The 24131-nt window shown below is 57.6% G+C and carries 28 protein-coding genes; 7 read left to right on the forward strand and 21 right to left on the reverse strand.

From position 1 onward, the window contains the following. Both BG52_RS01850 and BG52_RS01855 read right to left on the reverse strand, forming a co-directional pair. On the reverse strand, window positions 1-315 hold a 315-nt coding region (locus BG52_RS01850; RefSeq protein ID WP_036666742.1), incomplete at its 3' end, for an ACT domain-containing protein. A gap of 32 nt (window positions 316-347) precedes the next feature. After that, window positions 348-1478: a deoxyribonuclease IV gene (locus BG52_RS01855; RefSeq protein WP_036580209.1), complete on the reverse strand. Its 1131-nt coding sequence runs from the start codon at window positions 1476-1478 to the stop codon at window positions 348-350. A 141-nt stretch (window positions 1479-1619) separates the two neighbouring features. On the opposite strand from BG52_RS01855, the gene BG52_RS01860 reads away from it, so the two are divergent. The 3 genes from BG52_RS01860 to BG52_RS01870 all read left to right on the forward strand — a co-directional run bounded on the left by BG52_RS01860 (window position 1620) and on the right by BG52_RS01870 (window position 3833). Continuing rightward, window positions 1620-2057, forward strand: coding sequence for a DUF2621 family protein (locus BG52_RS01860; RefSeq protein WP_036580206.1), 438 nt, complete (start codon window positions 1620-1622; stop codon window positions 2055-2057). A gap of 156 nt (window positions 2058-2213) precedes the next feature. Beyond that, window positions 2214-2759 carry a hypothetical protein gene (locus tag BG52_RS01865; RefSeq protein WP_036580203.1) on the forward strand — a complete coding sequence of 182 codons (546 nt, stop codon included), beginning with the start codon at window positions 2214-2216 and terminating at the stop codon, window positions 2757-2759. A gap of 174 nt (window positions 2760-2933) precedes the next feature. Then, window positions 2934-3833: a TIGR01777 family oxidoreductase gene (locus BG52_RS01870; protein ID WP_036580201.1), complete on the forward strand. Its 900-nt coding sequence runs from the start codon at window positions 2934-2936 to the stop codon at window positions 3831-3833. A gap of 53 nt (window positions 3834-3886) precedes the next feature. Here BG52_RS01870 and BG52_RS14725 read toward each other — a convergent pair whose 3' ends face one another. The 17 genes from BG52_RS14725 to BG52_RS01955 all read right to left on the reverse strand — a co-directional run bounded on the left by BG52_RS14725 (window position 3887) and on the right by BG52_RS01955 (window position 20507). Further along, window positions 3887-4402 carry a hypothetical protein gene (locus BG52_RS14725; protein ID WP_051587571.1) on the reverse strand — a complete coding sequence of 172 codons (516 nt, stop codon included), beginning with the start codon at window positions 4400-4402 and terminating at the stop codon, window positions 3887-3889. A 39-nt stretch (window positions 4403-4441) separates the two neighbouring features. After that, window positions 4442-6031, reverse strand: coding sequence for a DUF6382 domain-containing protein (locus BG52_RS01880; protein WP_036580198.1), 1590 nt, complete (start codon window positions 6029-6031; stop codon window positions 4442-4444). 23 nt (window positions 6032-6054) lie between these two features. Then, window positions 6055-6552: an A24 family peptidase gene (locus tag BG52_RS01885; RefSeq protein WP_036580268.1), complete on the reverse strand. Its 498-nt coding sequence runs from the start codon at window positions 6550-6552 to the stop codon at window positions 6055-6057. Window positions 6553-6554: 2 nt separating this feature from the next. Next, the gene (locus tag BG52_RS01890; protein ID WP_036715811.1) at window positions 6555-7448 is read right to left on the reverse strand and encodes a TadE/TadG family type IV pilus assembly protein; all 894 of its coding nucleotides are present in this window, start codon (window positions 7446-7448) and stop codon (window positions 6555-6557) included. A gap of 25 nt (window positions 7449-7473) precedes the next feature. Further along, complete coding sequence (locus tag BG52_RS01895) at window positions 7474-9747, reverse strand: hypothetical protein (RefSeq protein ID WP_036580193.1); 2274 nt, start codon at window positions 9745-9747, stop codon at window positions 7474-7476. Next, window positions 9744-10481 carry a hypothetical protein gene (locus tag BG52_RS01900; RefSeq protein ID WP_144340704.1) on the reverse strand — a complete coding sequence of 246 codons (738 nt, stop codon included), beginning with the start codon at window positions 10479-10481 and terminating at the stop codon, window positions 9744-9746. The genes BG52_RS01895 and BG52_RS01900 overlap by 4 nt, the downstream gene beginning before the upstream one ends. Then, window positions 10453-10644, reverse strand: coding sequence for a Flp1 family type IVb pilin (locus tag BG52_RS01905; RefSeq protein ID WP_036580188.1), 192 nt, complete (start codon window positions 10642-10644; stop codon window positions 10453-10455). Before BG52_RS01905 ends, BG52_RS01900 begins: the two co-directional genes overlap by 29 nt. Window positions 10645-10669: 25 nt before the next feature. Then, window positions 10670-11530 (reverse strand): type II secretion system F family protein, encoded by an 861-nt coding sequence (locus BG52_RS01910; protein WP_036580186.1) that lies wholly within the window; start codon window positions 11528-11530, stop codon window positions 10670-10672. 32 nt (window positions 11531-11562) lie between these two features. Next, window positions 11563-12258 carry a type II secretion system F family protein gene (locus BG52_RS01915; RefSeq protein WP_051587575.1) on the reverse strand — a complete coding sequence of 232 codons (696 nt, stop codon included), beginning with the start codon at window positions 12256-12258 and terminating at the stop codon, window positions 11563-11565. A gap of 26 nt (window positions 12259-12284) precedes the next feature. Further along, window positions 12285-13529 (reverse strand): TadA family conjugal transfer-associated ATPase, encoded by a 1245-nt coding sequence (locus BG52_RS01920; RefSeq protein WP_036580264.1) that lies wholly within the window; start codon window positions 13527-13529, stop codon window positions 12285-12287. Next, window positions 13489-14664, reverse strand: coding sequence for a P-loop NTPase family protein (locus BG52_RS01925; RefSeq protein ID WP_036580183.1), 1176 nt, complete (start codon window positions 14662-14664; stop codon window positions 13489-13491). Before BG52_RS01925 ends, BG52_RS01920 begins: the two co-directional genes overlap by 41 nt. Before the next feature lie 200 nt (window positions 14665-14864). Beyond that, window positions 14865-15509 carry a fructose-6-phosphate aldolase gene (gene fsa / locus BG52_RS01930; RefSeq protein ID WP_036580181.1) on the reverse strand — a complete coding sequence of 215 codons (645 nt, stop codon included), beginning with the start codon at window positions 15507-15509 and terminating at the stop codon, window positions 14865-14867. A 56-nt stretch (window positions 15510-15565) separates the two neighbouring features. Next, a complete protein-coding gene (gene ndk, locus BG52_RS01935; protein ID WP_036580177.1) occupies window positions 15566-15964 on the reverse strand; it encodes a nucleoside-diphosphate kinase in 399 nt (132 codons plus the stop codon). 76 nt (window positions 15965-16040) lie between these two features. After that, complete coding sequence (gene glpX, locus BG52_RS01940; protein ID WP_036580172.1) at window positions 16041-17006, reverse strand: class II fructose-bisphosphatase; 966 nt, start codon at window positions 17004-17006, stop codon at window positions 16041-16043. A 25-nt stretch (window positions 17007-17031) separates the two neighbouring features. Next, window positions 17032-17850 carry a pyruvate, water dikinase regulatory protein gene (locus BG52_RS01945; RefSeq protein ID WP_036580168.1) on the reverse strand — a complete coding sequence of 273 codons (819 nt, stop codon included), beginning with the start codon at window positions 17848-17850 and terminating at the stop codon, window positions 17032-17034. Then, the gene (locus BG52_RS01950) at window positions 17847-18503 is read right to left on the reverse strand and encodes a CBS domain-containing protein (protein WP_036580165.1); all 657 of its coding nucleotides are present in this window, start codon (window positions 18501-18503) and stop codon (window positions 17847-17849) included. Before BG52_RS01950 ends, BG52_RS01945 begins: the two co-directional genes overlap by 4 nt. A gap of 222 nt (window positions 18504-18725) precedes the next feature. Further along, a complete protein-coding gene (locus BG52_RS01955; protein ID WP_036666747.1) occupies window positions 18726-20507 on the reverse strand; it encodes a M3 family oligoendopeptidase in 1782 nt (593 codons plus the stop codon). 160 nt (window positions 20508-20667) lie between these two features. Here BG52_RS01955 and BG52_RS01960 point away from each other — a divergent pair, with 160 nt between their 5' ends. After that, on the forward strand, window positions 20668-20865 hold the full coding sequence (locus BG52_RS01960; RefSeq protein WP_036586416.1) for a YycC family protein: 198 nt from the start codon (window positions 20668-20670) through the stop codon (window positions 20863-20865). After that, a complete protein-coding gene (locus BG52_RS01965) occupies window positions 20862-21095 on the forward strand; it encodes a hypothetical protein (protein WP_036586418.1) in 234 nt (77 codons plus the stop codon). The genes BG52_RS01960 and BG52_RS01965 overlap by 4 nt, the downstream gene beginning before the upstream one ends. Before the next feature lie 98 nt (window positions 21096-21193). On the opposite strand, the gene BG52_RS01970 is transcribed toward BG52_RS01965, so the two are convergent. After that, window positions 21194-21895, reverse strand: a complete 702-nt coding sequence (locus BG52_RS01970) for a DUF2225 domain-containing protein (protein WP_036586419.1) — start codon at window positions 21893-21895, stop codon at window positions 21194-21196. A 3-nt stretch (window positions 21896-21898) separates the two neighbouring features. Beyond that, entirely contained in the window at window positions 21899-22291 is a 393-nt protein-coding gene (locus BG52_RS01975; protein WP_036586421.1) for a globin domain-containing protein, read from the reverse strand. A 108-nt stretch (window positions 22292-22399) separates the two neighbouring features. Between BG52_RS01975 and BG52_RS01980 the strand changes: the two genes are divergently transcribed. After that, window positions 22400-23176, forward strand: a complete 777-nt coding sequence (locus tag BG52_RS01980; protein WP_036586423.1) for a potassium channel family protein — start codon at window positions 22400-22402, stop codon at window positions 23174-23176. A 410-nt stretch (window positions 23177-23586) separates the two neighbouring features. Continuing rightward, window positions 23587-24131 (forward strand): nucleoside recognition domain-containing protein (locus BG52_RS01985; protein ID WP_036666751.1); only part of this gene is annotated, 545 nt, incomplete at its 3' end.

Genomic DNA, 24131 nt, shown 5'->3' on the forward strand with positions numbered 1-24131 from the left:
CCGCTTCTTCCGGCTTGCGCGGAACGTGTGCCATTTCATATCGAAACGGTCCGCCACCCGGGTGAAGTCCTCTTGGAGAATCGGAAGCTGCTTATCCAGCTCCTGCAAATCGAATTCGAACCGGATGAAAAACATGCCGCCCTCGGGGTCCATCGTATATTGGTCCGACTGGACGATGTTCGCGCCGTGCTCGTACAGAAACTGGGAGACGGCCGCCACGATCCCCGGCCGGTCCGGGCATGAGATGAGCATCCGGGCGCGGTTGTTGTTGTCGCTGTTCATGGATTGCTGGGTCTGATATACATTGGACTGCATGAGTGATAACTTCCTTCCCTTCCGTACGTCGGTTACGCGTTCACAAGCAGCTGCTTGCCCGCAAACCACGCCGTAATGCGCTGATTGATCTTCTCTTCGGTCAAATCCTCCGGCAGTACCCGGTTCTCGACCACGAGGTCGTAAAGACGATCCATCGGCTCGCGCGGATCCGCTTTTTTCGCCTTCGCGTCATTCTTGAGCGTATCCCAAACCGACAGCACGTAAGCGCGGTGGTCGATCGATTCCTTCCCGAAGAAATGGTGCAGACGCTCGACATGGTCGAAAAATCCGCCGCCGAACCGCTCCATCGCGTCGCCCCGCAAGAGCGCAATCTCCGTTTCGTACATCGGACGGCTTGTCTTGTCTTCCTTGCCGATCCACGGTGTCTCCAGAATGAAAGGACGTCCCGCGAGCAGTTCGTGATGCACGATGCGGCTGATCGCCTCATGGCCCAGAAAGCCTGCGCCGACGGGAGCGTGGCGGTCCTTGCCGGCGCCCCGCGGATTTTTCGTATCGTTGATGTGCACGACCGCAACCCGGTCCAAACCGACGATCCGGTTGAATTCCGCAAGCGTACCGTCCAGATCGTCGATCAGGTCGTAGCCGGCATCGTTCATGTGGCACGTATCCATACAGACGGTCAGACGGTCATTGTCCTTCACCTTATCGATAATAGCCGCGATCTCTTCGAACGAGCGTCCGATTTCGGTGCCTTTGCCCGCCATCGTCTCAAGCGCGATGTTGACGTCCGTTTCCCTTGTCCCGTCGAGCACCTCGTTAAGGCCTTCCGCTATGCGGGCAATGCCGTATTCCGCGTCCTTGTCTGTATAAGCGCCCGGGTGAAGCACGATATTTTTTACGCCGATCCGGTGCGTGCGCCGAATCTCCTCCTGCAGGAAGCGCACAGCCAGTTCGAACGTGTCTTCCTTGTAAGAGCCGAGATTAATGATATAAGGCGCATGCACGACAATTTCGTCGATGCCGTTCGCCTCCATGACAACCTTGCCTTCCTCGATATATAAATCCTCAATCGGCTTGCGCCGCGTATTCTGCGGGGCGCCGGTATAAATCATGAACGAGCTTGAGCCGTAGGACACCGCTTCCTGCGCGGCGGTCAACAGCCCCTTGTCCGATAAAGATACGTGTGAACCGATTTTTAACATCCGAATAACCGCTCCTTTCAGGGCATCATCTTCATTCTAACAGAACTTGCGGAAGCGAAAAAGCCAAACTTGCCGCAGCCGCGCCGCGCGGTCGAAATTGCTGCGGGAATCGGTTATAATGCAACATAGAGGTGAGCGAGAATGGATTCGTGGAACGGCGGGTTTATCTATTTAATCGTGTTCTGGGCGGCTGTCATGGTCGTCTTCATGTCGATCGGCGGCTTTTTCATGTTCCGCAAGTTCATGAAGGTGCTGCCGATGCGCGACGGCAAGTCCAAGCTCGATTGGCAAAATTACTGGGTCGAACGCAGCCGTCCGCTCTGGACCGACGATTCGAAGGCTTTTCTGGACCAACTGGTGTCTCCGGTTCCTCAGGCGTTCCGCGACATCGCCAAGCATTCGATCGCCGCGCGCATCGGCCAGGTTGCGATCGAGAGCAACGCCAGCGAAGTGACGCGCGCCCATTGCATCGAAGGGTATATACTCGCCACTCCGGCCCGCGATTATCGGAGTCTGACGATATTTCTGGATAAGAATAACATCGACTATTCGCCGTACAAGCATATGCTGAACAAATGAACGGAGGGTCTTCATAAGTCCCGCCGTTTTTTCCATATGTGCCATGTTCCACGCCTTCGCTCCTATTCCTCTGTTGCTTTTCACGTTGCAATTTGGGTCGGGTTGGAACCTTCAAGGGTAAACAATCGTTATAGAAAGCAGGAGGTGGGTTACCCCATGACAAACCAAGCAGCAAACTCACGAAGAAACGCCTTTCGGAAGGCGGGAATAGCGGCGACCATCCTGTTGGCGGCGGCGCTGGTTACCGCATGCGGCAGCGGAAATAACACAAGCACAACCAACTCGAATGTTGCCAATCCGTCCGCGGAAGACAACGATCCGGCTTCAGGAGCGACCGCTCCGGATCCGGCGGATCAAACCGCTAACGGATCCGGCGGCACGAGCGCTTCGAACGATGCTGCAAATGCGAATGCCGGTACGTCGGATAATGATACATCCGTCAACAATTCGACCGCCGACAGCGACGCATCCGGCATCGTCCTGGAAGGAACCGGCACTTATACGGGTCAAATCGACTCCCATTCCGTCGAGATCGACACGGCTGAAGGCCCGCAGGCATTCCAAATCGATGACAAGCTGGCTGAGGTCGTGTCCGGTTTGGAAATGGACGCCAAGGTCGCTTTTGAATACACAGAAAAAGAAATCGACAACGGCGGCGAGAAAGTGAAGCAGCTTTGGCTGGCCGATATTAGGCTCCAGTAGGGCTAAGGTTGTTTCAGCAGGTTGGAGACATAGACCCCTAATAGAGCAGAAATAGAGCAGAAATAGAGCAGGAACAAAGCAAAAACAGAGCAGGAACGAGCCGACCTCACTAACCCCCTTCCCGCGCAGACGGCGGGGGTTAAATGGTATGGGAGCCTAAGGAGCGTGTCGGGTATGCGGGTAGCGGTGACTGGAGGAACCGGTTTTATCGGTTCTGCGTTGGTGAAGGGACTGCTCGGACGCGGGGACGAGGTTTGGATTGTGACCCGCTCAGCCGAAAGCGTGAAGCAGCGGCATGCCCGTTTGCAGGTCATCACATGGAAACAGCTAGAGGAGTCGCCGGATCGCCTGGAAGGGACCGAGGCTATCGTCAATCTGGCAGGCGAATCGATTGACCAGCGCTGGACCGATGCGGCGAAAGAACGCGTGTTTCAATCACGTTTGACGGCTGCCTCGCGAATCGCAACCTTGGTATCGGCACTGAAGTCCAAGCCCCGTATTGTCGTCAATGCCTCGGGTGTATCCTATTACGGCACATCATTGACGGAAACGTTTGACGAGCGCAGCCCGCAACGGGTTGTGGATTTTCTGTCATCCGTCGTCGCCAAGTGGGAGGAAGCAGCCGACCGGATTCCCGTCGAACGGATGGTGAAGCTGCGTGCCGGCCTTCTCATCGACAATGGAGGGGGCGCATTCCCTAAGATGGTATTGCCGTACCGTTTGTTCAGCGGCGGCCGCATCGGCAGCGGCAAGCAATGGATACCATGGATTCATCTAGAGGATATGATAAGGCTCATCCTTTTCAGCCTTGACAATGAACGGATATCCGGGCCTGTCAACGCCGTGTCTCCCGAGCCTGTGACGAGCGACGAGTTCGGGCGAGCGATCGGCAGAGCAATGAAGCGCCCGCATTGGTTTCCCGTTCCGGCATTCCTGATGAAGGCGCTGTTCGGCGAGATGGCGGTTCTTCTACTTGAAGGCCAGAAAGCTTTGCCAACAACCGCGCTCGATGCCGGCTTCCAGTTCCGTTTTCCTGACGTCGACAGTGCCATGCGTGATCTTGTTGGCAATTAATACGGAAAGCCGATCGCCATCGGGCGGTCGGCTTTCCGTATGGTTGACGGCGATTAACGATTCCGTAATATCCGTTCGATGTAGGATTCCTGCTCGATCGACCGTTTAGAGAGCACTTCCAATATATACTCATGCCTCTCCTGCCCTTCGGCCAGCTTGTCTATCTTAGCTCCCAGCTCTGACCGAGTTTCGGATATTTCCTGCTTCAACTCTCGTTTCACATCCGAGATTTCCTGCTTTAATTCTTGTTTTGTGGAAGACATGGCAAATTTCATGTTCTGCAATTCCGTATTGTTCGCTCCAACCATCCCAATCAATTGCCCCAACATGTTTTCCGTTCTATCCAAGCGACCGTCCGTAGCCTCCAAGCGCCCGTCCATTGCATCCAGGCGACGGTCCATAGCGTCAAGACGACCGTCCATTGCATCCAGGCGACCATCCATTGCGTCAAAACGACCATCCATTGCGTCAAAACGACGATCCATTGCATCGAAGCGGCCATCTATTACATCCAAGTGACCCTTTATGCCGATCAGCAGTTCTTTCATTTCAATCAATTGCTCATTCATCCGCTCATCAACTCCTGTTTTCAGCATAGCATGGGGCACCTACCCCTGCAAAGCATATTTCGGGCCGGACAAACCTGCCAGCCTTAGTTCATCTCCCCGTTTAAGCTCATATGATTTGTACGGCACCATTTGCTCGCCATTCAACCAGCTCCCGTTCCGGGAATTCAAATCCCGCACCACGAACTTGTTTGCTGATTGCTCGATTTCGAGATGGGTTCGCGACACTCCTTCAGACCCATCTACGATTTGGGAAAACCCCGCAGTTCGGCCGATGACCAATTTCCCCTCTGCCAGCGGGAACGAATCGGTAATCCCCGCATGCTCACGCAACAAGCTTATCGAATCTTCCATCCGATTCCCACCGGCTTGCCTTCCCAGGTATACCGTTTCATCCTTCGGCATATTCCGGTCTGCGTCCGCTTCCGGTAATGACACCTCCTTTTCCGCAGCTTCCGAGAAGGCCCCGGGCGTCTCCTCACTCCCCGGCTCCCTCCACCGAGAAGTCCCTTCGGCGGTTGGAACATGCCTTCGGGAAGCGAGCTTTTCTCGTTCTGAATAAACGGCTGTATCGGCTGTATCGGCCAAAACGCTTCCTACCCGCCCGGAAAAACGATTCGAGAACGCCTCTGCCGGCTTTTCCACATCCAAACGTTTCCATACAATCAGGAAGCCCCAAGCAATCACAAGCGACAAACCGCCGCTGATCATAAAAAAACTCAGGCTCGGCGCTGCCATGTAAACGAACCGCCATACGACAGCACACGCGATTGCCGTTACCGCTCCGGTCAGCCATTTGGCCCGGGCCGCATCGGCCCGGTTGACCCTGGTCGGCTCCCAATCGTCATCGTCCGGGTCGTTAAATTCCTGCGAATAGGCTTCACCGCCGACAGTCTGGATGATCGGGAATGATTCTTTTCCGGCAAACACGCCGGCGCCGCTAAAAAGCTTCCCTTCCTCATCCGGTAGTGCATCTCCGCCGGCCGCCCCCGTACCGACTGCCGTTAGCTTAAAAGAGCTGTTGACGGCCAAATTGGCCTCTGTCTTCTCGCCAGTTGTGAACGGCTGTCCGATTAAATCAAGCAATCGCGCTCGGACAGCGCTCAGCGTAGCGCCTGTATCCTCCAGAATATTCAACACCTTTTGCAGTCCATCTCCGTTGACATTAGGTACGCGGGCGATCCAGCGAACCGCCAGCCCGAGCAGCGCTTCTTTTAACGGGCGGCCCGGTATACCGTCGCGCAGCGGCACATAAGCAAGCCGGATATCGTCCCAGCTATCGCCGACATATATAAATTTATCGTCAAGCAGACAGCATGCTTCACGCAGCAAATAATGACGGCACTCGTCGACCGCTTCCACGACCCCAAGCAGCAGCGCGTAGTATTCCGTCATTGAAAGCGTACGGGATAGCAGCTTTTGCGATACCATGCGTCTTCCCGAAATGCAGTAGCGGAATGTGATTCCTCCATCCACGTCAAGCCAGTCAACCGCAAGCAGACGCGGAATCCGTTCCGCCTGCAGCATATGCAGATCGATTTCATCCAAATCTCTGCGGGACAGCTCCGGTTCCTTGCGCAAAAGCATTTCATGGCCGCGCTGCATGGTAAAGTCCACTTTAAACGGTTCCATCTCCAACCTCCTCCTTTCACAGGCTACAAAAACCATAAGGCTGCCGCAGCGGGCGCAACCGCCAGCATGAATGGAAACCGCAGTCGGCCCGATGGCAGTCCGGTTTCTTCGTCCAATACGATCCATGCGGCTGGCAACGTCGGTCTCTGAGCCAGCCGGCGGCGCAAAAACGGACGGCGCAGCGTCAGGAGAACGATGCCGTATACACCTGCGATCATTACCGCATAAACGGCGCAGTACCATACCTCGGAGGGACCAACCCAAGCGCCCAACGCGCCGAACAGCTTTACGTCGCCGGCGCCTACCGCTTTCAGCCCATACAGCAGCAGTATAACGAAGAAGCCGACAGCCGCTCCATAGATGGCGGATGTTAATCCCGGCCACCCACCCGCGAGCGCTTGATAAACACAGCCGCCCGCAAACGAAGTTACGGTCAGCCGGTTTGGAATAGTCATGTAGCGTATATCAAACACAAAAGCCACGGACAGCAGCACGACCGCCCCGACTTCGGCAAACGCCATATTCACGACACGCTCCTCCCTTTCTTCTCTACCACAAAAAGCATGCCCGCCGAAGCGCCGTCGCGTCCCGTGGCGGTCAGCTCCCAAGTCCCTGGTGTCGTATTGCCGGATACGAGCCATTCCCATGTCACAAGTCCGTCAGCTCCGACCTGAGCATCGCCTACGTGCTTTGCCTTGCTGTTTCCGCTTTTATAGCGGACTTGCAGCGATACCGTCTCGCCAGGAGCGGCAACGGCCACCAGCTTCGCCTTGCGTCCGGGGCGAAGCGGAGAAGGCTCAAGCGACAGCAGCGTGATGGCGGACCTATTCCGGGCTCCCGTACCCGCAGCGGATGCAGGCCGCGGATCGCCTACCCATGCCCGCTCCCTCGCGCTGGCGGTTATTCGGATATCCCGCTTCGTAAAAGGAAAGCCGAGGGGAAAATCATAAGCAAGCTCCACCCTGACAAAAGGCTGTTCTCGCTTCTGCACATCTGGTAGAGATAAGCTGCGCAGACTCACCCGCTCCGCCGACAATATCGAGGTCTCTGCGAGCTCACGGACGAGCGGCTCGAATACGGCAACTGCGAGCGGCGTTGACGCTGCCTCCGCCAATGGCTGCCAGTCGCCTTCCAGCGCGGCGGCAAGCAGTGGTCCGGCAGGCGCCGGCAGGCGATTGGCGAGCTCGGCGGCAAGCGGGGCAATATCCCCCAGAGGCAGCTGAGGCAATGCCGGCAGACCGCCCGCAGCGGCGCCAGCCGCCAACGAAGCCGGACGGATATGGGCCGCAGTCATAAGAGACACCTGAGAAGCGGCATCCTGGAGCGCCATCTGCGCCGCAGCAAGACGTATCATAAATATGAGCAAAAGCAGCACAAACAGAAATACCGGGAGGATAATCGAGGCTTCCAGCGCCATGCTTCCCCGCTCGTTCCAAAATACCTTAATACGAAGCGGATGCGGTTCTCGTCGTTTCATACCGGTTTCCGACAACCCTTCCTCGCAAAATTCCGGCCTTGCCGAACGTTCGCATCAGACCGGGCAGAAACCATAATCGCACCGATGCCTTCATTTCCCCCGATACCGCCGCCGGCACAGTCAGCAGGCCATACCCAGTGCCGAATTCGATTAATGCGGCAATGCGCGACAGCTTCTCCGGCTCATTAGCGCGAAGAAGTAAAAACAACCGCAAGTAATCCGCATACGGCACCTCGATGTCCGCATATTTGGACAAAGGGGTTGAACCGCGCGAAAACAGTGCCGCCATATCCTCCATCGCTTTCTCCAACCCGTACAAAACCGCGGCGGACAAAATGACGAGCGGATGACCCATTGCGCGGGATTGAATTAACCCTTCCATCGTCCTGATCGCCAGCCGCACCGTAAACAGCTCCCCGAAAGCTCCAACCAAATTGGCTGTCGGGTCAGGCTGGCCGTACACGATATATTCGGTCTCCTGATTCGGAACCGCCATCGCACGAGCAGCTTCCGGCCCCGCTGAACCGCCGGATTCGACGACCATCTGCCGCAGCTTAATCGGGTCGAATGGCACAAAACGATGAACGGCATACTCATTCACATATAATTCATCTCTCATTTCCGTCATCATATCGGCCATCCCGCCGAACAATCCTTCCGCTTCGTTCATCGCATCCGAGACGTCCGGCAACCGGTCTGCCGCGTCCCGTCTCTTTTCCGTGCCCGTTCCCGACCCGGCGGCCTTATTCCACCTGCTGTTCGTCTCGAACAGTTCTCCCAGCTTTCGAAAACCGTCCGCAGCTTCACTGCCTCGGGGGAGCAGCGATATTTTTTGCAACAGTTTTCGCGCCTCGCTCCATTTGGCATCCGTCTGCTTGTCCAAAGCTTGTCGCTGGTTGTCCGCAGCCTGACCGCTTCGAATCATTCTTTCTCTCTCCTGAATAAGACCGCCGGAAAGCAGATAACTTGATTCATATTTCGTATAGGCTCCGGCCAAGCTTACCGCCCCTTCGCGGAGCATGGCGCCCGAGCCGAAATCCGGCGAAAGCAGCGAGGCGGAAACCGCAGATTGAAAGCTACCGGCTTTCGCGTCCAACGCCGCCAGCGCCATGCCTTGGCTTTCGAGCTCGGAACGATAGCCGACAAACCAGTCTCTCGGCAGCAGCAGCTTTTGCGTCTTGGAACGGACATCCGTCATATCGGCCTCTTGCGCGCCTGGACCCCCGGTACTTCCTCCCGCCCCGACCGATCGGCTTCCGCCAAGCCGCTCAAAGCCTTTGCCTTGACCGTCGCTTTCCGCCTGCCTCACCGCAGCCTCCATACGGCCGTTAAGCGCCTCCGCCGCCTCAAGCTCTTGCGCGACAACCCCCAACAAACGACCGTGCAAGGCTGACGCCTTTCTTATTGACTGACGGAGTGCGGCAGTTGCGTCACGCGCAGATTGCGCATAGTCTTCTATTGCTGTTTTATTGATCGGCTCCCCTTCATCCGTCCGCCCGGCGTCTGCATTTATCCATTCCCGGTAGGAGGCGAAACCGTCTGCCACCGCAAAAGCCGTACCCTCGCTTGCCGGTGCGGCTGCGGTGCGTCCTGCGGGTATCATCGCGTTCACACCGGATGAGGAGAGCGCCTTGGCCGCATCCGCTTGATAAGCGACTGCGGCCAGCAATCGGGCTTGCCTCTGATCATAAAGACCTCGAAGCAGTTCCAGTAAACCCACCGTCCTCGACGCTTCCTTCATGGCGCCGGAGAGCGGCCGGAACCTGGCGGCAAGCTCCATCGCGAAATCAACCGGCGCTTTATACTTCATCTCCTCCAGTATCTGCCGCTTCAGAACATCATGCCTGCCGAGCGGCACACCGGCATTGACACGCGCGTCCTCCACACGCGGATTCAGCAACCGAAACACGTCATCCGACCTCAACCCCGACTCCGATCCCGATACCAATCCCGATGCCGGCGGCGACAGCGTCCCCCCCACCGCCTGTTGAAAAATCCCGTCGCTCTCAGTGCCGCCTCTTCCAAACAGGCCATATCTGGTATACAATGCGTCATCGTAAGCGGAAAGCACAGACCTTGTACCCGCGTAAACGGCCGTTTCCGTCATTTTCTCGAACGCATAAATTCTGGCATAGTCGATGAGCACCGACATGAACAAAAAAACGGCGGCAGCGGCCGAAATCATATAAACCGACACAGAACCCTGCCTGCTGCGGATAAAGCCGCAGCGCCTCCTCATGAGGTTCCTCCCTCCGTTGCGCCGGTGACGGCCTTCCGCTCGCTCAATATGGCAGTCGCTTTTGCGCGCTTGTCCGCTGCCGTTCGGCCGCTGCCGAATTTCACCGCATAATATCTCGCCAAATCGACGTTCCGGATGAATTCAACCGGATCAATGATTACGGAAGAGGCTTTGACACGGCTATTCGATCTGCCGGAAAGCCTGGCAATCTGCCCCATCACCACGGACGAGGACAGGCGAACGACCACCCGCCGAAGCATCGGCGTCCGTTGATATTCCATGTCTCCGTTATAGGAAACCGCAACCCGGCCTGCAGACGGCTTCATTTTGCGCACCGGCAGCGACTCGCCCGGCGAAACGTCCGTCTGCGACAGCGGCAGCGCCAACCGATTATCGGACTGCTTGCCCGTAAAGGGGCCAAATACGCCGTCAAGCATATCGTCATCGCCAAGCCTCCAATACAAAGCGTCATACCGGCCTGCCGGCGCAATGCCGGAAATCGGATCGCGGCTGCTGTTATCCCACCGGAAGGCAACCCTCTCTCCGGCCGCCGACGCGGAGTAATACAGGACCACCCGCTCGTACACAAGCAAACTCATCAGCATAAGCAGTAGAATAGAAATGATTAATAGAGGCAGAACAGCCGATGACTCCAGAACCGCACTGCCCCGTTCATCCCGCCAGATTCGCCGGGCCGCGGCACGGTCAGACGAATATTTTATCCGCTTGTTCATCCGCTTTACCCATTAAATTCTCGACAAGTTGTATGATCCAGTCCTTAAACAGCAAGGCAATAATAATAACGACCGCAATAATCAATATGACCTCAAGCGTACCCAGTCCCTCCTCGGACCTCCACAGCCGCCGAAGCGGTGCCCTCCATAATGCGTACAGCATGCAATTTCCTCCTCGTCCGATTCCGTTAAGACAGCGACAGCAAAGCCGGCGCTCCGACCAATATCATAAGCAGCATAAAGATTCCTACCAGCGGAAAAGCGAGCTTCGAGGAAGCCTCCTCGCCGCGCGTGCGCGCCACCGCCTTCCGTTTCTCCCACAAGGTGAACGAAAGCTCCCGCAGCGCCAAAACAAAGCTGTCGCCTCCCTTGCGACAATTCAACAGCAGCACCGCGGTAAAGACCGACACCTCCCGAACCCCGCACCTGCGCCCGAATCCCTCCATGGCCTGTCCGAAAGGCTCGCCGTTGCGTATTGAGTGGAGAGTCCTCCGAAGCTCGTTATACAGCGGGTGATCGGGTTTGCCGTGCCCCATGCACCGGAACAACGCCTGCTGGACCGTCTCACCCGCTCCGACGAGCAGCATCAGCGTTCCGAGCATATCGGGCAGCGCCTGAACGATCTGTCTCCGGCGTTCCTCCACCTGGCGGTATAAAGCACGAATACGGACGACCGGCAGCAGTACAGCCAGAACCAAACCCATTGTCAGTAACGCCGGCTCATCTACCGCCGAGCCAAGCGCTGTCATGGCGGTAAACACCGCATAGCCCGCTCCCGCAGCACCGGCCAGCAATTGCTTGCCGGCAGCAGCGCTCGTCTCCTCACCGCGCACAAGAACCAGCTTTGCCTGAACGGCCGACGTGAACCCCGAAAGCGCCGCGAATAATTGGCCTCTCTCCAACAAATACAGAAACGGCATAACCAATAAAAGCTCCTCGAAGGCAGCCGCTCCCTTGGTCCTCCTCCCCGCACTTCGCTTGCCCCGTCTCCATGCGGCAGGCACCGCCGCCACCCACAGCCCCATCAACAGCAACGCCACGACGACCATCCGGCGGCACTCCTCTCCATCGTCGACTGTAGTTACACTTCAAACGACATCCACCTATGAATTAAATAAATGCAGCCGACAAGCATAATCAGCGCGACCGTCACAACCGCATATCCCATTCCCTGACGCAGCGGCGCCAGATAGTCGGGAGCCGCCCATGAGAGAACGGCCATAAACACAAACGGCACCGCCATCATGATCCGGGCCTCAAACCGCTTCTGAGCCACCATAACTGAAATTTCGCGTTCGACTTCAAGTTTCTCGCCGATCGCCCCAGCCGATCGCCGGACGATGGCCACCATGTCGCCCCCGGAACGCTTGGCAATCGCCAAAACATCGCAGAACCTTGCGATTTCCTCCAGTCCCACTCGATCGCTGAAGGCGCGAAGACAAGCCTCCAGATTATCGCCGGTGCGGATGCCGGACCGGATTCTCTCGAACTCCACCCTAATTTCCGTGCGCGGATCGGGAAAAACCGTTCGCAGCTCGTCAGGCACGGTGATAATCGCATTTTCAACCGACCGACCCGCGGAAAGCGAGGATGCGATGCACTGCAGCGCTTCCTTAAACTGCAGCGCCATCCTCCGCTTCCGCATAACGGCAAGCTCCTTGCGCAGCCACCGCGGCGTCATTAAGCCCAAGGGACTGAAGAGCAATGCGATCCAGACCGAGCTGTAGAACAGATAGCCGGCCGCATATCCGGCTATTCCCCCCGCCGCCAGTGCCATACCGTACTGCAGCCGGGAAAGCCGCCTCACAGCGATATCCGGCCTGTCTCCGGCTCGAAACTGAGACCGGCAAGCCGCCACTTTCGGGTATGCACCAGCGGGTTGCCTGTCGCCACAAGACGCCCGCCGACCTTTCCGTCTCTCCCATGCTCCTCTTCAAAGCGGAAAAGCGGGTTAATCTCCACCTCACCCTTCGTGCAACCCGTCACCTCCGCGATATCCGTTACCCGGCGGGTGCCGTCCCGCAGCCGTGAAAGATGGACCAGTATGTCCAGCGCAGAGCCGATGCTCCCGCGAATCGCGGACAACGGAAGCTCAGACGCGGATAGCACCATCATCTCCAACCGGGCCAGCATATCCTTCGGGCCGTTTGCGTGGGCAGACGTGAGAGCTCCGTCATGTCCGGTATTCATCGCCTGAAGCATATCGATCGCCTCGCCCCCACGCACTTCTCCGACGATAATGCGGTCGGGCCGCATTCGTAACGAAGCCCGGATCAAATCGCGCACCGTCACTTCGCCCCGTCCCTCCGTGTTGGCGTTTCGCGTCTCCAGAGACACGAGATTCCGAACGTTTCTTATTTGCAGCTCGGCGGAATCCTCGATCGTTATCACCCGCTCCTCCCGCGGGATGAAGCTTGAAAGCGCGTTAAGAAATGTCGTCTTTCCGGTGCCAGTGCCGCCGCTGATCAGTATGTTGTATCGTGAGCGGACCAACCCGGCGAGCAAATCTGCGGCCTCTGCCGAAATCGTTCCGGAGTTGACCAAGCCGTCCATCTGCAGCGGTCGCTCGGGAAATTTCCGTATCGTCAGAATCGGCCCTTGCAACGCGATTGGCGGAAGCACCGCATGAATGCGGGAACCGTCGGTCAGCCTGGCGTCGACGATCGGCGACGATTCATTCACAACGCGGTTCACGCCGCCCACAACGGCCTGGATCAAATCCTCCAACCGTTCCTTGCTCTCGAAAACGCGGTCAGCCTTCTCGATCACCCCTCCCCGCTCAATAAAAATATGCTCATGACCGTTAATCATAATTTCCGTCACGGTCGGATCGTCCAACAGCGGCTGCAGCATATCCAATCCGCGAAACGAATGGAACAGCCTCCGCACCGCCTGATGCTTGTCCGCCGCCGTAAGAGGATTGAATCTGGCCCACTCGAACACGACGTTCTCCACGGTCTTGAGCAGTTCTTCATCCGTTACCGCCTCGTACAGATCGAGCTTTTCCTTAATGCGGTTCCGCAGCAACCGTGCGGTTTCTTCCCCAATCAACGAATTCCTCCCCCTTCAAGCCTAGCTTGCCAAGCAGTCCGGCAGCGGCTGCCCGGTATGTCCGGGACGCAAGAAGCTGGCCCGGCTGCTCCAATGAACGCCACTCGGGAACATACGGCAGCTTGCCGAATACCGGAAGATTGCTGCGGGCGGGCTGTCTCGTTGTTCCCACGCCTTCCATATGCCGGCAAGCGATGAAACGTATATTCCGCTCCGCGTTACCGAATCGCTCCGGCCAGGCACGCCGGGCGTAGCTGAGTGCCGATTCGGTTTTCCGCAAGGAGGGCAACTCATGCGAGATCAGCCACATAATATGTCGGCTTCGTTCAAAAACAGACAGATGGACCTCGCAGAATGCGCTGTCCAAGTCGACCACAATAAGGTCATAGTCGCCCGTATCCGCAATCGACTGCAGCAGCTTGGCCGTATCCTCCGACTGAAGGGCATACTTCTCCTCCGGGGGCGCTTCGCCGGCAAAATAATCCGCCTTCATGACGGGATGGTGCCGGCGGAGACGCCTGAAAGCCGCTTCCGCCTCGCCGGGATGCGACTTGAGCGTATACAACAGCCCGGAGAGCCCCTCCTCGTCGCTGGAGCCATCAACCCCAAGCACCAGGTCCGTTGCTTCAAACGGCTCCAGGTTCAGATAAAACACATTCATCCCCTGCAGCGCGGCTTGCTGAACCAGATTAAGGGAAGCGGCCGTTTTGCCTATCCCGCCGACCGGCGAATAAACGGCCATAATCGACGTGCGGCCTGCTCCGGATGCCCTCAGTTTCACCAGTGTCCCCCCTCCCTCGGCACGCACGGCGGTCAGTTGCCTCAGCAGCCTCGGTACGGCTTGAAACTGCAGAACCTCGATCCAGCCTTCCGAAACACAGCCGGCTTCACCCGTCCGTCTCACAAGCAGGGCCTTCGGTATCCCGCCCCCGTGCGCTTCGGCTTCCGCTGCAAGCCATGGCTGCACAAGCAGCAGGTCAACCGGATATCCGCCTTTCAAATATTGCTTCAACGATGCGGCGGAGGAGAATCCGGTAATCCGCCACTCCTGCCCAAACGGCGACGACCGCACATAATCGGCCAACCGCCGGATATACTCCTGCTCCCGCACTGCAACCGCCAATTGAAACATCTCATCGCTCCCCTCTCTCCAAAACGCAAAAAAGCACCGTTCACGCCTGCAGCATAAAGCTGCGGCCGTGAACGGTGCTTCCGTTCGGGTCAAATGGATATTTGTGGTTTTACTTTAGCACAGACTCAAAAAACCGTCAACCAAGGAAATCGCAGGCAAAGGAAATCGCAGGCAAGTGCGAGCAATCAAGCCCAGTCCGTCTATTTCTGCATTTTGCTCCAATCGCTCAGAAACTTCTCAATGCCGATGTCGGTCAGCGGATGCTTCCATAGCGAAGGCAGCAGCGAGCCCGGAATCGTCGCAATGTGCGCGCCGGCTAGAGCGGCCTGCTCGACATGCCCGATATTGCGGATGCTGGCGGCGATAATCTCCGTTGTGAAGCCGTAGTTCGTGAGGATGATGTTCAAATCCTGGACAAGCTTCATACCTTCCGTGCCGATGTCGTCGAGACGTCCGACGAACGGGCTGATAAAGGTGGCTCCCGCCTTCGCCGCCATAAGGCCTTGGGCCGCGGAGAATACCAGCGTGACGTTCGTTTTGATGCCCTTCTCGGCCAAAGCATGCGTTGCAAACAGGCCATCCTCGGTCATCGGCAGTTTAATGACGACGTTCGGCGCCCATTCCGCGATTTCGAACGCTTCCTTCAGCATGTCGTCCGCTTTGGTGCCGATCACCTCAGCGCTGACGGGGCCGGATACGATGCCGCAAATCTCCTGCACCACTTCTTTGAAATCCCGGCCTTCCTTCGCGACCAGCGACGGGTTCGTCGTAACGCCGTCCACCAGTCCGAGCTTCGCGATCCGCTTGATCTCTTCCACATTGGCAGTGTCCAAAAAGAACTTCATGGCTTCTCCCCTTACATTTCCATTTTTTCAGTTAACATTTACATTGTGCATAACTATTAGCCAAAAAACAAGCCGATTTCGCGCTGCGCGCTTTCCGGCGAATCCGAGCCGTGCACAATGTTGCTGTCCACGATCAGCGCGTAATCGCCGCGTATCGATCCGGGCACCGCTTCGGCAGGATTGGTCGCGCCGATGATCGAACGCGCATTTTTGACGGCCTGCGGCCCTTCCCATACCATGGCGAATACCGGCCCGGATGTGATGAACTCGACCAACTCGCCGAAAAACTTCTTTTCCCGATGCTCGCCATAATGGCGCTCCGCCAATTCCTGCGGGATCGTCATCAGTTTGACTGCGGCCAGCTTCAAGCCCTTATTCTCGAAACGCGACACCACCGCGCCCACCAGCCCTCTGCTTACGCCGTCCGGCTTCACCATAACAAATGTCTGCTCCATCCTGCCCAGCTCTCCTTATCATCGTGTGTCCTGCAATCAAGCGATACCTTTATTCGAAAAAGCACGCCTGCCGCCATTACTTGCGGTACAGCTGCTTGTTCGGCAAATAGTGAAGCGAGCGGATATGGCGGATCGTACGCGTTTTGGCGCGCATCACCATGGAATGCGTCTCGGCGCGCTGGTCCGGCAAATAACGGACGCCGCCTAGAAACTCCCCGGGCGTAACGCCGGTCGCGGCAAAAATGACGTCGCCCGTGCCTACCATATCGTCCATCGTCAAAATACGATGCGGATCGCTGATTCCCATCGCGATGCAGCGCTCGAACTGCTCATCGTTGTCCGGCATAAGCCGGCCCTGGATCTCACCGCCGAGACATTTGATCGCCGCGGCCGCAATAACGCCCTCCGGCGCTCCGCCGGAGCCGACGTACAAATCGATGCCGGCTTCGGGAAAGCACGGCGCCATCGCGCCGGCCACATCGCCGTCCGACAGAAACTTGATGCGGACGCCCGCCTCCCGGAGCTCGGTCAATATGTGTTCATGCCGCTTCCGGTCCAGCATCATGATGGTCAAATCCGACAACGGCTTCCCAAGCGCAAGCGCGGCCTTCTCGACCGTCGTCCGCACCGGATCTTTCAGGCTCAGCTTGCCGGCCAGCGCAGGTCCGCAGGCGAGCTTCTCCATATACATGTCCGGCGCATGCAGCAGTTGCCCTTTGCCCGCCACGGCAAGCACGGCCATCGCATTGTTGAGCCCTTTGGCGACGATATCGGTGCCTTCCAACGGATCGACGGCGACATCGACCTCAGGGCCGTTGCCGCTGCCGACGTTCTCACCGATATACAGCATCGGGGCCTCGTCCATTTCTCCTTCCCCGATGACGACGGTCCCTTGTACGGATACGGAGTCGAACATCCGGCGCATCGCTTCCGTCGCCGCTTCGTCGGCGCTGTTCTTGTCTCCGCGTCCCATCCAAGGAGAAGCCGACAACGCTGCGAGCTCGGTCACACGCACCAATTCAAGCGCAAGCTCTCTCTCCATTGGAACACGCCTCCTATGTTATGACTCAACGCTTCTCGGGCATTTCATTCAACCAGCGTAAAATAATGGCGGCCGTCTCCTCGATGGAGCGGCGAGTAACATCGATTCGCTTGCAGCCGAGCGTATCCATGACGTCGTCGGCAAAAGAAAGCTCTTCCCTGATGCGCTTCTCCGAGGCATAGGAAGCCGTTTCGGGCAAGCCCATCTCCCTGAGCCGCTCGCTGCGAATCAGGGCCATATGTTCGACTTCCATCGTCAGGCCCACGATCAGTTTGCCGGGCGCGGCAGCCAGCTCTTGCGGCGGCCTCACCTCGGGAATAAGCGGCAGATTCGCGACGCGAATGCCTCTGTGCGCCAAATAAATGCTGAGCGGCGTCTTCGATGTGCGCGACACGCCGATCAGCACGACCTGCGCCTGCAGCAGCCCTCTTGCGTCCTTGCCGTCGTCAAATTTAACCGCGAACTCCACGGCTTCGATCCGTTTGTAGTAATCGTCGTCCAGCGTATGCAGCAAGCCGGGCTCGCGCTTCGGGCTGCCGTTGAACGTATCGATGTAAGCCTGCATCATCGGTCCGAGCACATCGACGGCGCGCACGCCTTGACGGGCCGCTTCCTCCCGCATCATCTCGCGCAGCTCCGGCTGGACAAGCGTAAAGGCGATGAAGCCGTCGGTTCGCGCCGCTTCCTCCACGACCTGAGCAATTTCGTCCTCGTCCTTGACCGGCGCGAAGCGCTTGAGCCGGATTCTTTCTCCGCCGAACTGCCGCATCGTCGCTTGCGCGACCGCTTCCGCCGTTTCTCCGACGCCATCCGAGCATATATAAATCGTTTGCTGATCCGTCATGCCTTCCCCCCGCCTCCCCAATCCGCCGCCGAGTCGATGTCACCGAACAAACCGACGACGTGCGCGTTCGTTATCCAACCGGTCGTCTCCCGCCCGTCCTCCGAATCACGCACGACGGGCAGGCATTCCTGCGCGTGCGCGATCATTTTGCGAACGGCGTCCGCCACATAAGCGTCCGGACTCACCGTAACAAAATTAGGAAGGCGGGTCATGACCATACTGACCGGAATGGCATCCGCATTGGGATTGCCGAGCGTTACCTTGAGCAAGTCCTTGGGAGTTACAAGTCCAACGAGCTTTTGAGCGGCATCGACGACAAGCAGCGTGTTCACATTCTCCGTGAAAAGCGCCACCACCGCGTCGTGCACCGATTGCGTATCCGCCACGCTGACGGGCACGGCTTGTACCTCCCCGACCTTCAGCGCCTTGTATCCGGCTAACGCGTCGCCCCCGCCCTGATAAGCCGTTCCCGGAAAATAACCGACCTTCGGCTTTGCGTCCAGCAGTCCGAGCATGACGAGCAGCGCCAGATCGGAGCGGAGCGTCGGTCGACTGACGCCGAGCAATTCGGCCAGTGACTCACCCGTGATCGGGGCATGCCTTTTCACTAAATTTATTATTTCCGTTTGCCTTGCCGTCAGTTCGATTGCCATCCCCACCTATTTCAATGTTAACCGATACCATTAAATAATGTAGCACATAAAAATATAATACACAATAATCATGGGAATTCAATGATTAAAATCACTTCGCGACCGAAAAGTCGATTTTTGTCGCAACATTTTCGATCATATAAGGCACACTAAATGTCGAATGAACGACGAAAGGGGCGGTGCAGCTCGGCCCTTGCCTGACACGAGCGGAACGCCACCGTTTTATTCCGTCATCGCCAGAAACTGCGCTGCATCCGCCTCGGTGCCGGCCACGGCTTCCCGCCAGAAGGCGGTGTCGTCCAATCGGACGCCGAGATGCTTGCGGGCCAGCTCCTCGACGTTCATACTGCCGGTGTCGCGCAGAAGCGCAACGTAACGCGAGGCGAAAGCCGGACCTTCCGCCTTCGCCCGCGCATAGATGCCGGCGCTGAACAAATACCCGAAGGTGTACGGGAAATTGTAGAACGGCACATCCGTCAAAAAGAAATGCAGCTTGGATGCCCAGAAGTTCGGATGAGCGAGACCCAACGCTTCTGCGTACGCTTCCCGCTGCGCCTCCTCCATCATCGCGCTGAGCTCGTCCGCCGCCACAAGACCGCTGCGTCTCCGTTCGTAGAATCGAGTTTCGAACAGAAACCGCGCGTGGATGTTCATGAAAAACGCGACGGAGCTCTGGAGCTTATCGTCCAGGAGCGCCAGCTTTTCATTGCGGTCCTGCGCCGCCTCCACGGCGGAATCGGCGACGATCAGCTCCGCGAAGGTCGACGCGGTTTCCGCCACATTCATCGCATATTCCTGCGCAAAAGGCGGAAGATCGTTCATTACATGCTGATGATAGGCATGACCGAGCTCATGCGCCAGCGTGGAGACGTTGTCCGGCGTGCCCGAATACGTCATGAAAATCCGCGTCTGTCCGCTGACCGGCAGCGAGGTGCAGAATCCGCCCGGACGTTTGCCGGCCCGATCCTCCGCTTCGATCCACCCTTCGCTGAACGCCCGCAGCGCGAAATCCGCCATATCGGGACTGAACGCGCGGAACCGGTCCGCGATCAGCTCGGCCGCATCGTCGTACGGCATCTTCGGCGACGCCGATCCGACAGGCGCGGCCACGTCGTGCCAATCCAGCCGCTCCAGGCCGAAAAGCTTCGCCTTGCGCTCCATGTAGCGCACGAGCGCCGGCTTGCCTTCGCCGATCGCGGACCACATCGCCTGGAGCGTATCCTCGCTCATGCGGTTCATTTGCAGCGGCTCCTTCAGCACGGAATGCCAGCCGCGGCGCTCATACAGCTTGAGCCGGAAGCCCGCAATCCGGTTCAGCGCGTCGGCGCACAGCTCCGCCTGTCTGCCCCACTCCTCTTCCCATACGCGAAAAGCTTCCGTGCGCACGCCCCGATCACCGTGCGACAGCAAATTGTGCAGCTGTCCCGCCGAGTATACCTTCTTCTCGCCGGTCTCATCAGCCGCCTCAAACCGGGCGCGCCCCACAATCGTATTGTTGTACAAGTCGCCCCAGCCGTGATAGCCGTTCACGGCAAGCTCGGCGGCCAGCGCTTCCTGCTCCGGCGGCAGCTTCTCCTTCGCCGCCTCACGCCTCTCGTTCGCATAGAACGCGGCTGCCCCGGCCGTTCCGCCGGCCAGCCATTCGCGCCAAAGCTCGTCGCTTGCCAGTCCCAGAGCCCGGTCGTAGGCCGTCATGGCGCCGTGAAAGTCGGCCAACACGTTTTTGACCCGATCGTCCACGGCGACCGCTTGGCGGTCGGCCGTATTGGCCGCCGTCAGGCAGGCCGTGAACGATCCCGCCTCCCGCATCCTTGTGAGCACCGACTGGGCGCTCGCCGTCCATTCCGTCAGCCGTTCCGCAGTGACGTCCGGCGCTTCCTTCAGCGACAAGATGAGCGCTTTGATATCTTTCTCCACTTGCTCCAGCTCCCGGGCAAAAGCTTCCGAGCCCGAACCGCCCTCGTAAATCGAATCCAATTCCCACCGCATCGGTAACGCTGCCATGCGATCGCTCCCCTGCACGCGTGCTCGACCCGAATTCGGCCGGCAATGAACGAAGCCGGCCTCCGCGTTTGCGCAAATCCGGTCGGCGTTGTATAACTTAAAGTATAACACGACACCCGGCTGGCATCCCAGCAGTTGGAAACCATAAGGAGGATTTTGCATGACCGGACCGTTACAAATTTCACCCGACACCGCGATCAAGCTGTCGAAGCAGCTGAATGTGCCGATTGAGCACCTTATGCATATGCCGCGCCATATTCTGCTTCAGAAGCTTGGAGAGCTGGCCGCCGCCGAAGCGAAAAACGCCCATGGCGAACCGTCGGCATCGGACAAACCTCCGGAGGACCCCCGCACATGATTCCTTTCGAACGCGCATGGCCTTACGACCGGATCATGAACGACATCTATGTGCCGGCCTGCCCGTTCTGCGGCGCCGATAACGTACTCATCCCGCTGCGTCCCCCCGAATTGGAGGACATTCGGACAGGTCGCAAAAAGCTGCTCGTTTTTCCCTGCTGCCGCGGCAAGCTGACTGTCCTCGACGCCGACCGCGATTATCTGCTAACCGACACCGAATTGCGTCGATAGACCGTCGCAAGCGACAAAAGCCTTTCGAGGATCGCAGGTTCCCTAAACCTGCGATCCTCGAAAGGCTTTGTTGCGGTCTCCCCCGGGGAGAAGACCGATTACGCTTCCTCGACTTCCTCGGGAAGCTCCATTTTTTTGACAAGCATCTCCTCGCGCAAATTCTGCCACTGCTCGCGGGAGGCGCGGATCATGCCGGCGTCCGTAATTTTTTTGTCGTTGACGACGCGCGCGAACCATTTGACCGCATCGTACGGCTCGTCCACCCTTTTGTACAGTTCCCCGAGCAGAAACATCAACCTCGTATTGTTAACCGACTCGCCTTCCGTTTCGTACACCTTCACATATGCCTCAAGCGCAAAGCGCAAAAACCGCAGCTCCTGCTCCTTGTTGTCCTTATACCGGTACAGCCATGCGATATGATGCAGCAGGCCGGCTATGACACGGTCCTTCTCCCCCACCGCCTGAGCGCATAGCAAAGCCAGCTTGTACGTGTCCATCGCTTGCTCCCATGTTCGCTCATTGCCGTAGTCGCGAGGCGCCCAACTGTTGCCCAGCTTGTTGTAATAAAGGCTCTTCTGCCGTTCGTTCAGCTTCTGCAGCGAGTTCTCGGTCGAAGAAAAGCCGCACATCGGACATACGCGGGCCACATAATACTCGGGGTTCACTTCTTCCTTGTACCACATACAGAAATCGGTATCCGTCTTAATCGCTTTCTTGAAGCTTGGGCGAACGCGGGAGCTGAGAAAGATACTGCTGCAGCAGACGCAAGTTATTTTTGCCTGAAATAAAGGTTCGACCATGCGCTATGCCTCCTCACCGTTGCCGGTATTGATGAAATGGTATGCAGGTCCCGACAGCCGCTCCAGCAGGAGCGTTTGCAGCTCCTCCGGCAGCCCGCATTCGGCAAGCGCCCCACGCATGCAGCCGAGCCACGCCTCCGCATGCTGTTTCGTAATCGGAAACGGGAGATGGCGCGCCCGCATCATCGGATGTCCGTTCTGGTCGGAATACAACGTCGGACCGCCGAAAAATTGCGTTAAAAACAAATATTGCTTCTCCAAAACCGGCGTGATATCCTGCGGGAATAGCGGAGACAGCAGCGGATCGGCCTGAACTCTCGGATAAAAGGCTTCGACAAGACGCCGCACGGCAGGTGCTCCGCCGATCGCGTCGTATATAGTGGTATAAGTGTCCATGTTTATATAGCTCCGTTCATTCTGATCGTGATACGCGAAACTTGTCGCATTGCGGCTTGCCGGTTAATTATATCACAATATTGGATCCAATGAGGCGGTGACTGCGCAGTGTATTTAAAGGTCGTTTACGAGATCGTCATGATTTTGCTGATGCTGACTTACGGAATCATCGTCATTGCTCCCCAGGATACGCACCCGCAAATAAGCAACGAACAGCTGGAATTTTTCGATTGGACGGTGATGACCATTCTGGCCGTCGATTTTGCCGTGCGGGTATGGAAAGCGGACAACCGCATCACATTCTTCAGAAAAAACGGCTGGGAATTAATCGCGCTCATCCCGCTCGATCCGTCCTTCCGGTTCATCCGGCTGCTGCGGTTCATCCGGCTGATCGCTTTTCTCCGCACCTCGCCCCTCGCCTGGCATTTGATCCGACAACCCGCGCTGCTGCGTATTCTCGCCTTTACGGCGGTGGTCATAACCTGGAGCTCCTTCGGCATTTATATGCTCGAACGGGGCGAGAATGAGCGCATCCAGAACTTCGGCGACGCCGTCTGGTGGTCAATCGTGACGACGACTACCGTGGGCTACGGCGACATTTCGCCCGTGTCGCTCGGCGGCAGGATCATCGCCGTTTTCCTTATGATTACCGGGATCGGCATGATCGGCACGATTACGGCCAATCTGGCAACCCATTGGATCGAATACAGCTCCAAGCAGGTGCAAAAACCGGACGCGGTCGAGGAGGTCAAGCAGAACCTCAAGGAATGGGTGGACAGGTTGGAGACGCTGAACGACCGTGAATACGAGTTGATGCAGCAGACGATGAAGATGCTGCGTTCCGAGCGGCCTAAAAAGGATCCGGAAGATGATGACGAACGATAACCGCATCATAATGTCAAAAAAAGCAGCCGCTCCTCCTTTCGGGGATCGGCTGCCTCTCATGTTGTCATTCTATTTGGCACTAACCGAACCGCTGCCGGGGCAGACGGTTATCCGGATTCAAGAATCAATAGCCTTCCCAGTCTTCCTCCCCGGGACGTACCAGGGACTGCTGGATCACATAAACGAAAGCGCAAACGAGGATGCCGGCGACAATGCTCATCACTCATCACTCCATTTGTTTCATTATGATCTAATTGTACCATAGCATTGTCGAAAAAACAGCCATTTTTGCAAGCGCTATCTTTACAGTTTGATTACAATTTATTACGCGGTCCCCAGCGAAAGATGGGATGTTTGTCCAACGTGCGACATACGTATCAGTATCACTGCTCGGCTCAGGGAGGTATCCCATGCTTCGGTATTTATTGCGTCCCGCTTCACTGCCGGCACTCCTGTGCGTTGCACTCCTGCTGCTAGGGCTTTATTATCCGGCCGCTGCGCTGTCAGCGTCCGTGCGCGGCCTGACGATCTGGTGGGAGGTGCTGTTCCCCGCGCTTTTTCCGTTCTTCGTCCTCTCGGAGCTGATGCTGGGCTTCGGCATCGTGCATTTTTTCGGCACGCTGATGGACCCGCTCATGCGGCCGCTTTTCAGGCTGCCGGGCATTTCCGGCTTCGTCGTTGCGATGGGCTACCTATCCGGCTACCCGGTCGGCGCCCGGCTGACGGCGCAGCTGCGCGAGCGCGGACAGGTGACTCAGGCCGAAGGGGAGCGGATCGTCGCTTTTACGACGACGTCGGATCCGATCTTCCTGATCGGCGCCGTATCGGTCGGTTTTTTCCATAATGCCGCGCTCGCCCCGATACTGGCCGCCGCCCATTACGGCAGCGGGCTGCTCATCGGGGTGCTCGCCCGCTTCCACGATCGACGGGCGCCGGCCACTCCGCCCGCGGCGGG

Origin of the sequence: Paenibacillus darwinianus (assembly GCF_000598065.1) — a bacterium.
Classification (GTDB): Bacteria; Bacillota; Bacilli; order Paenibacillales; family Paenibacillaceae; genus Paenibacillus_I; species Paenibacillus_I darwinianus.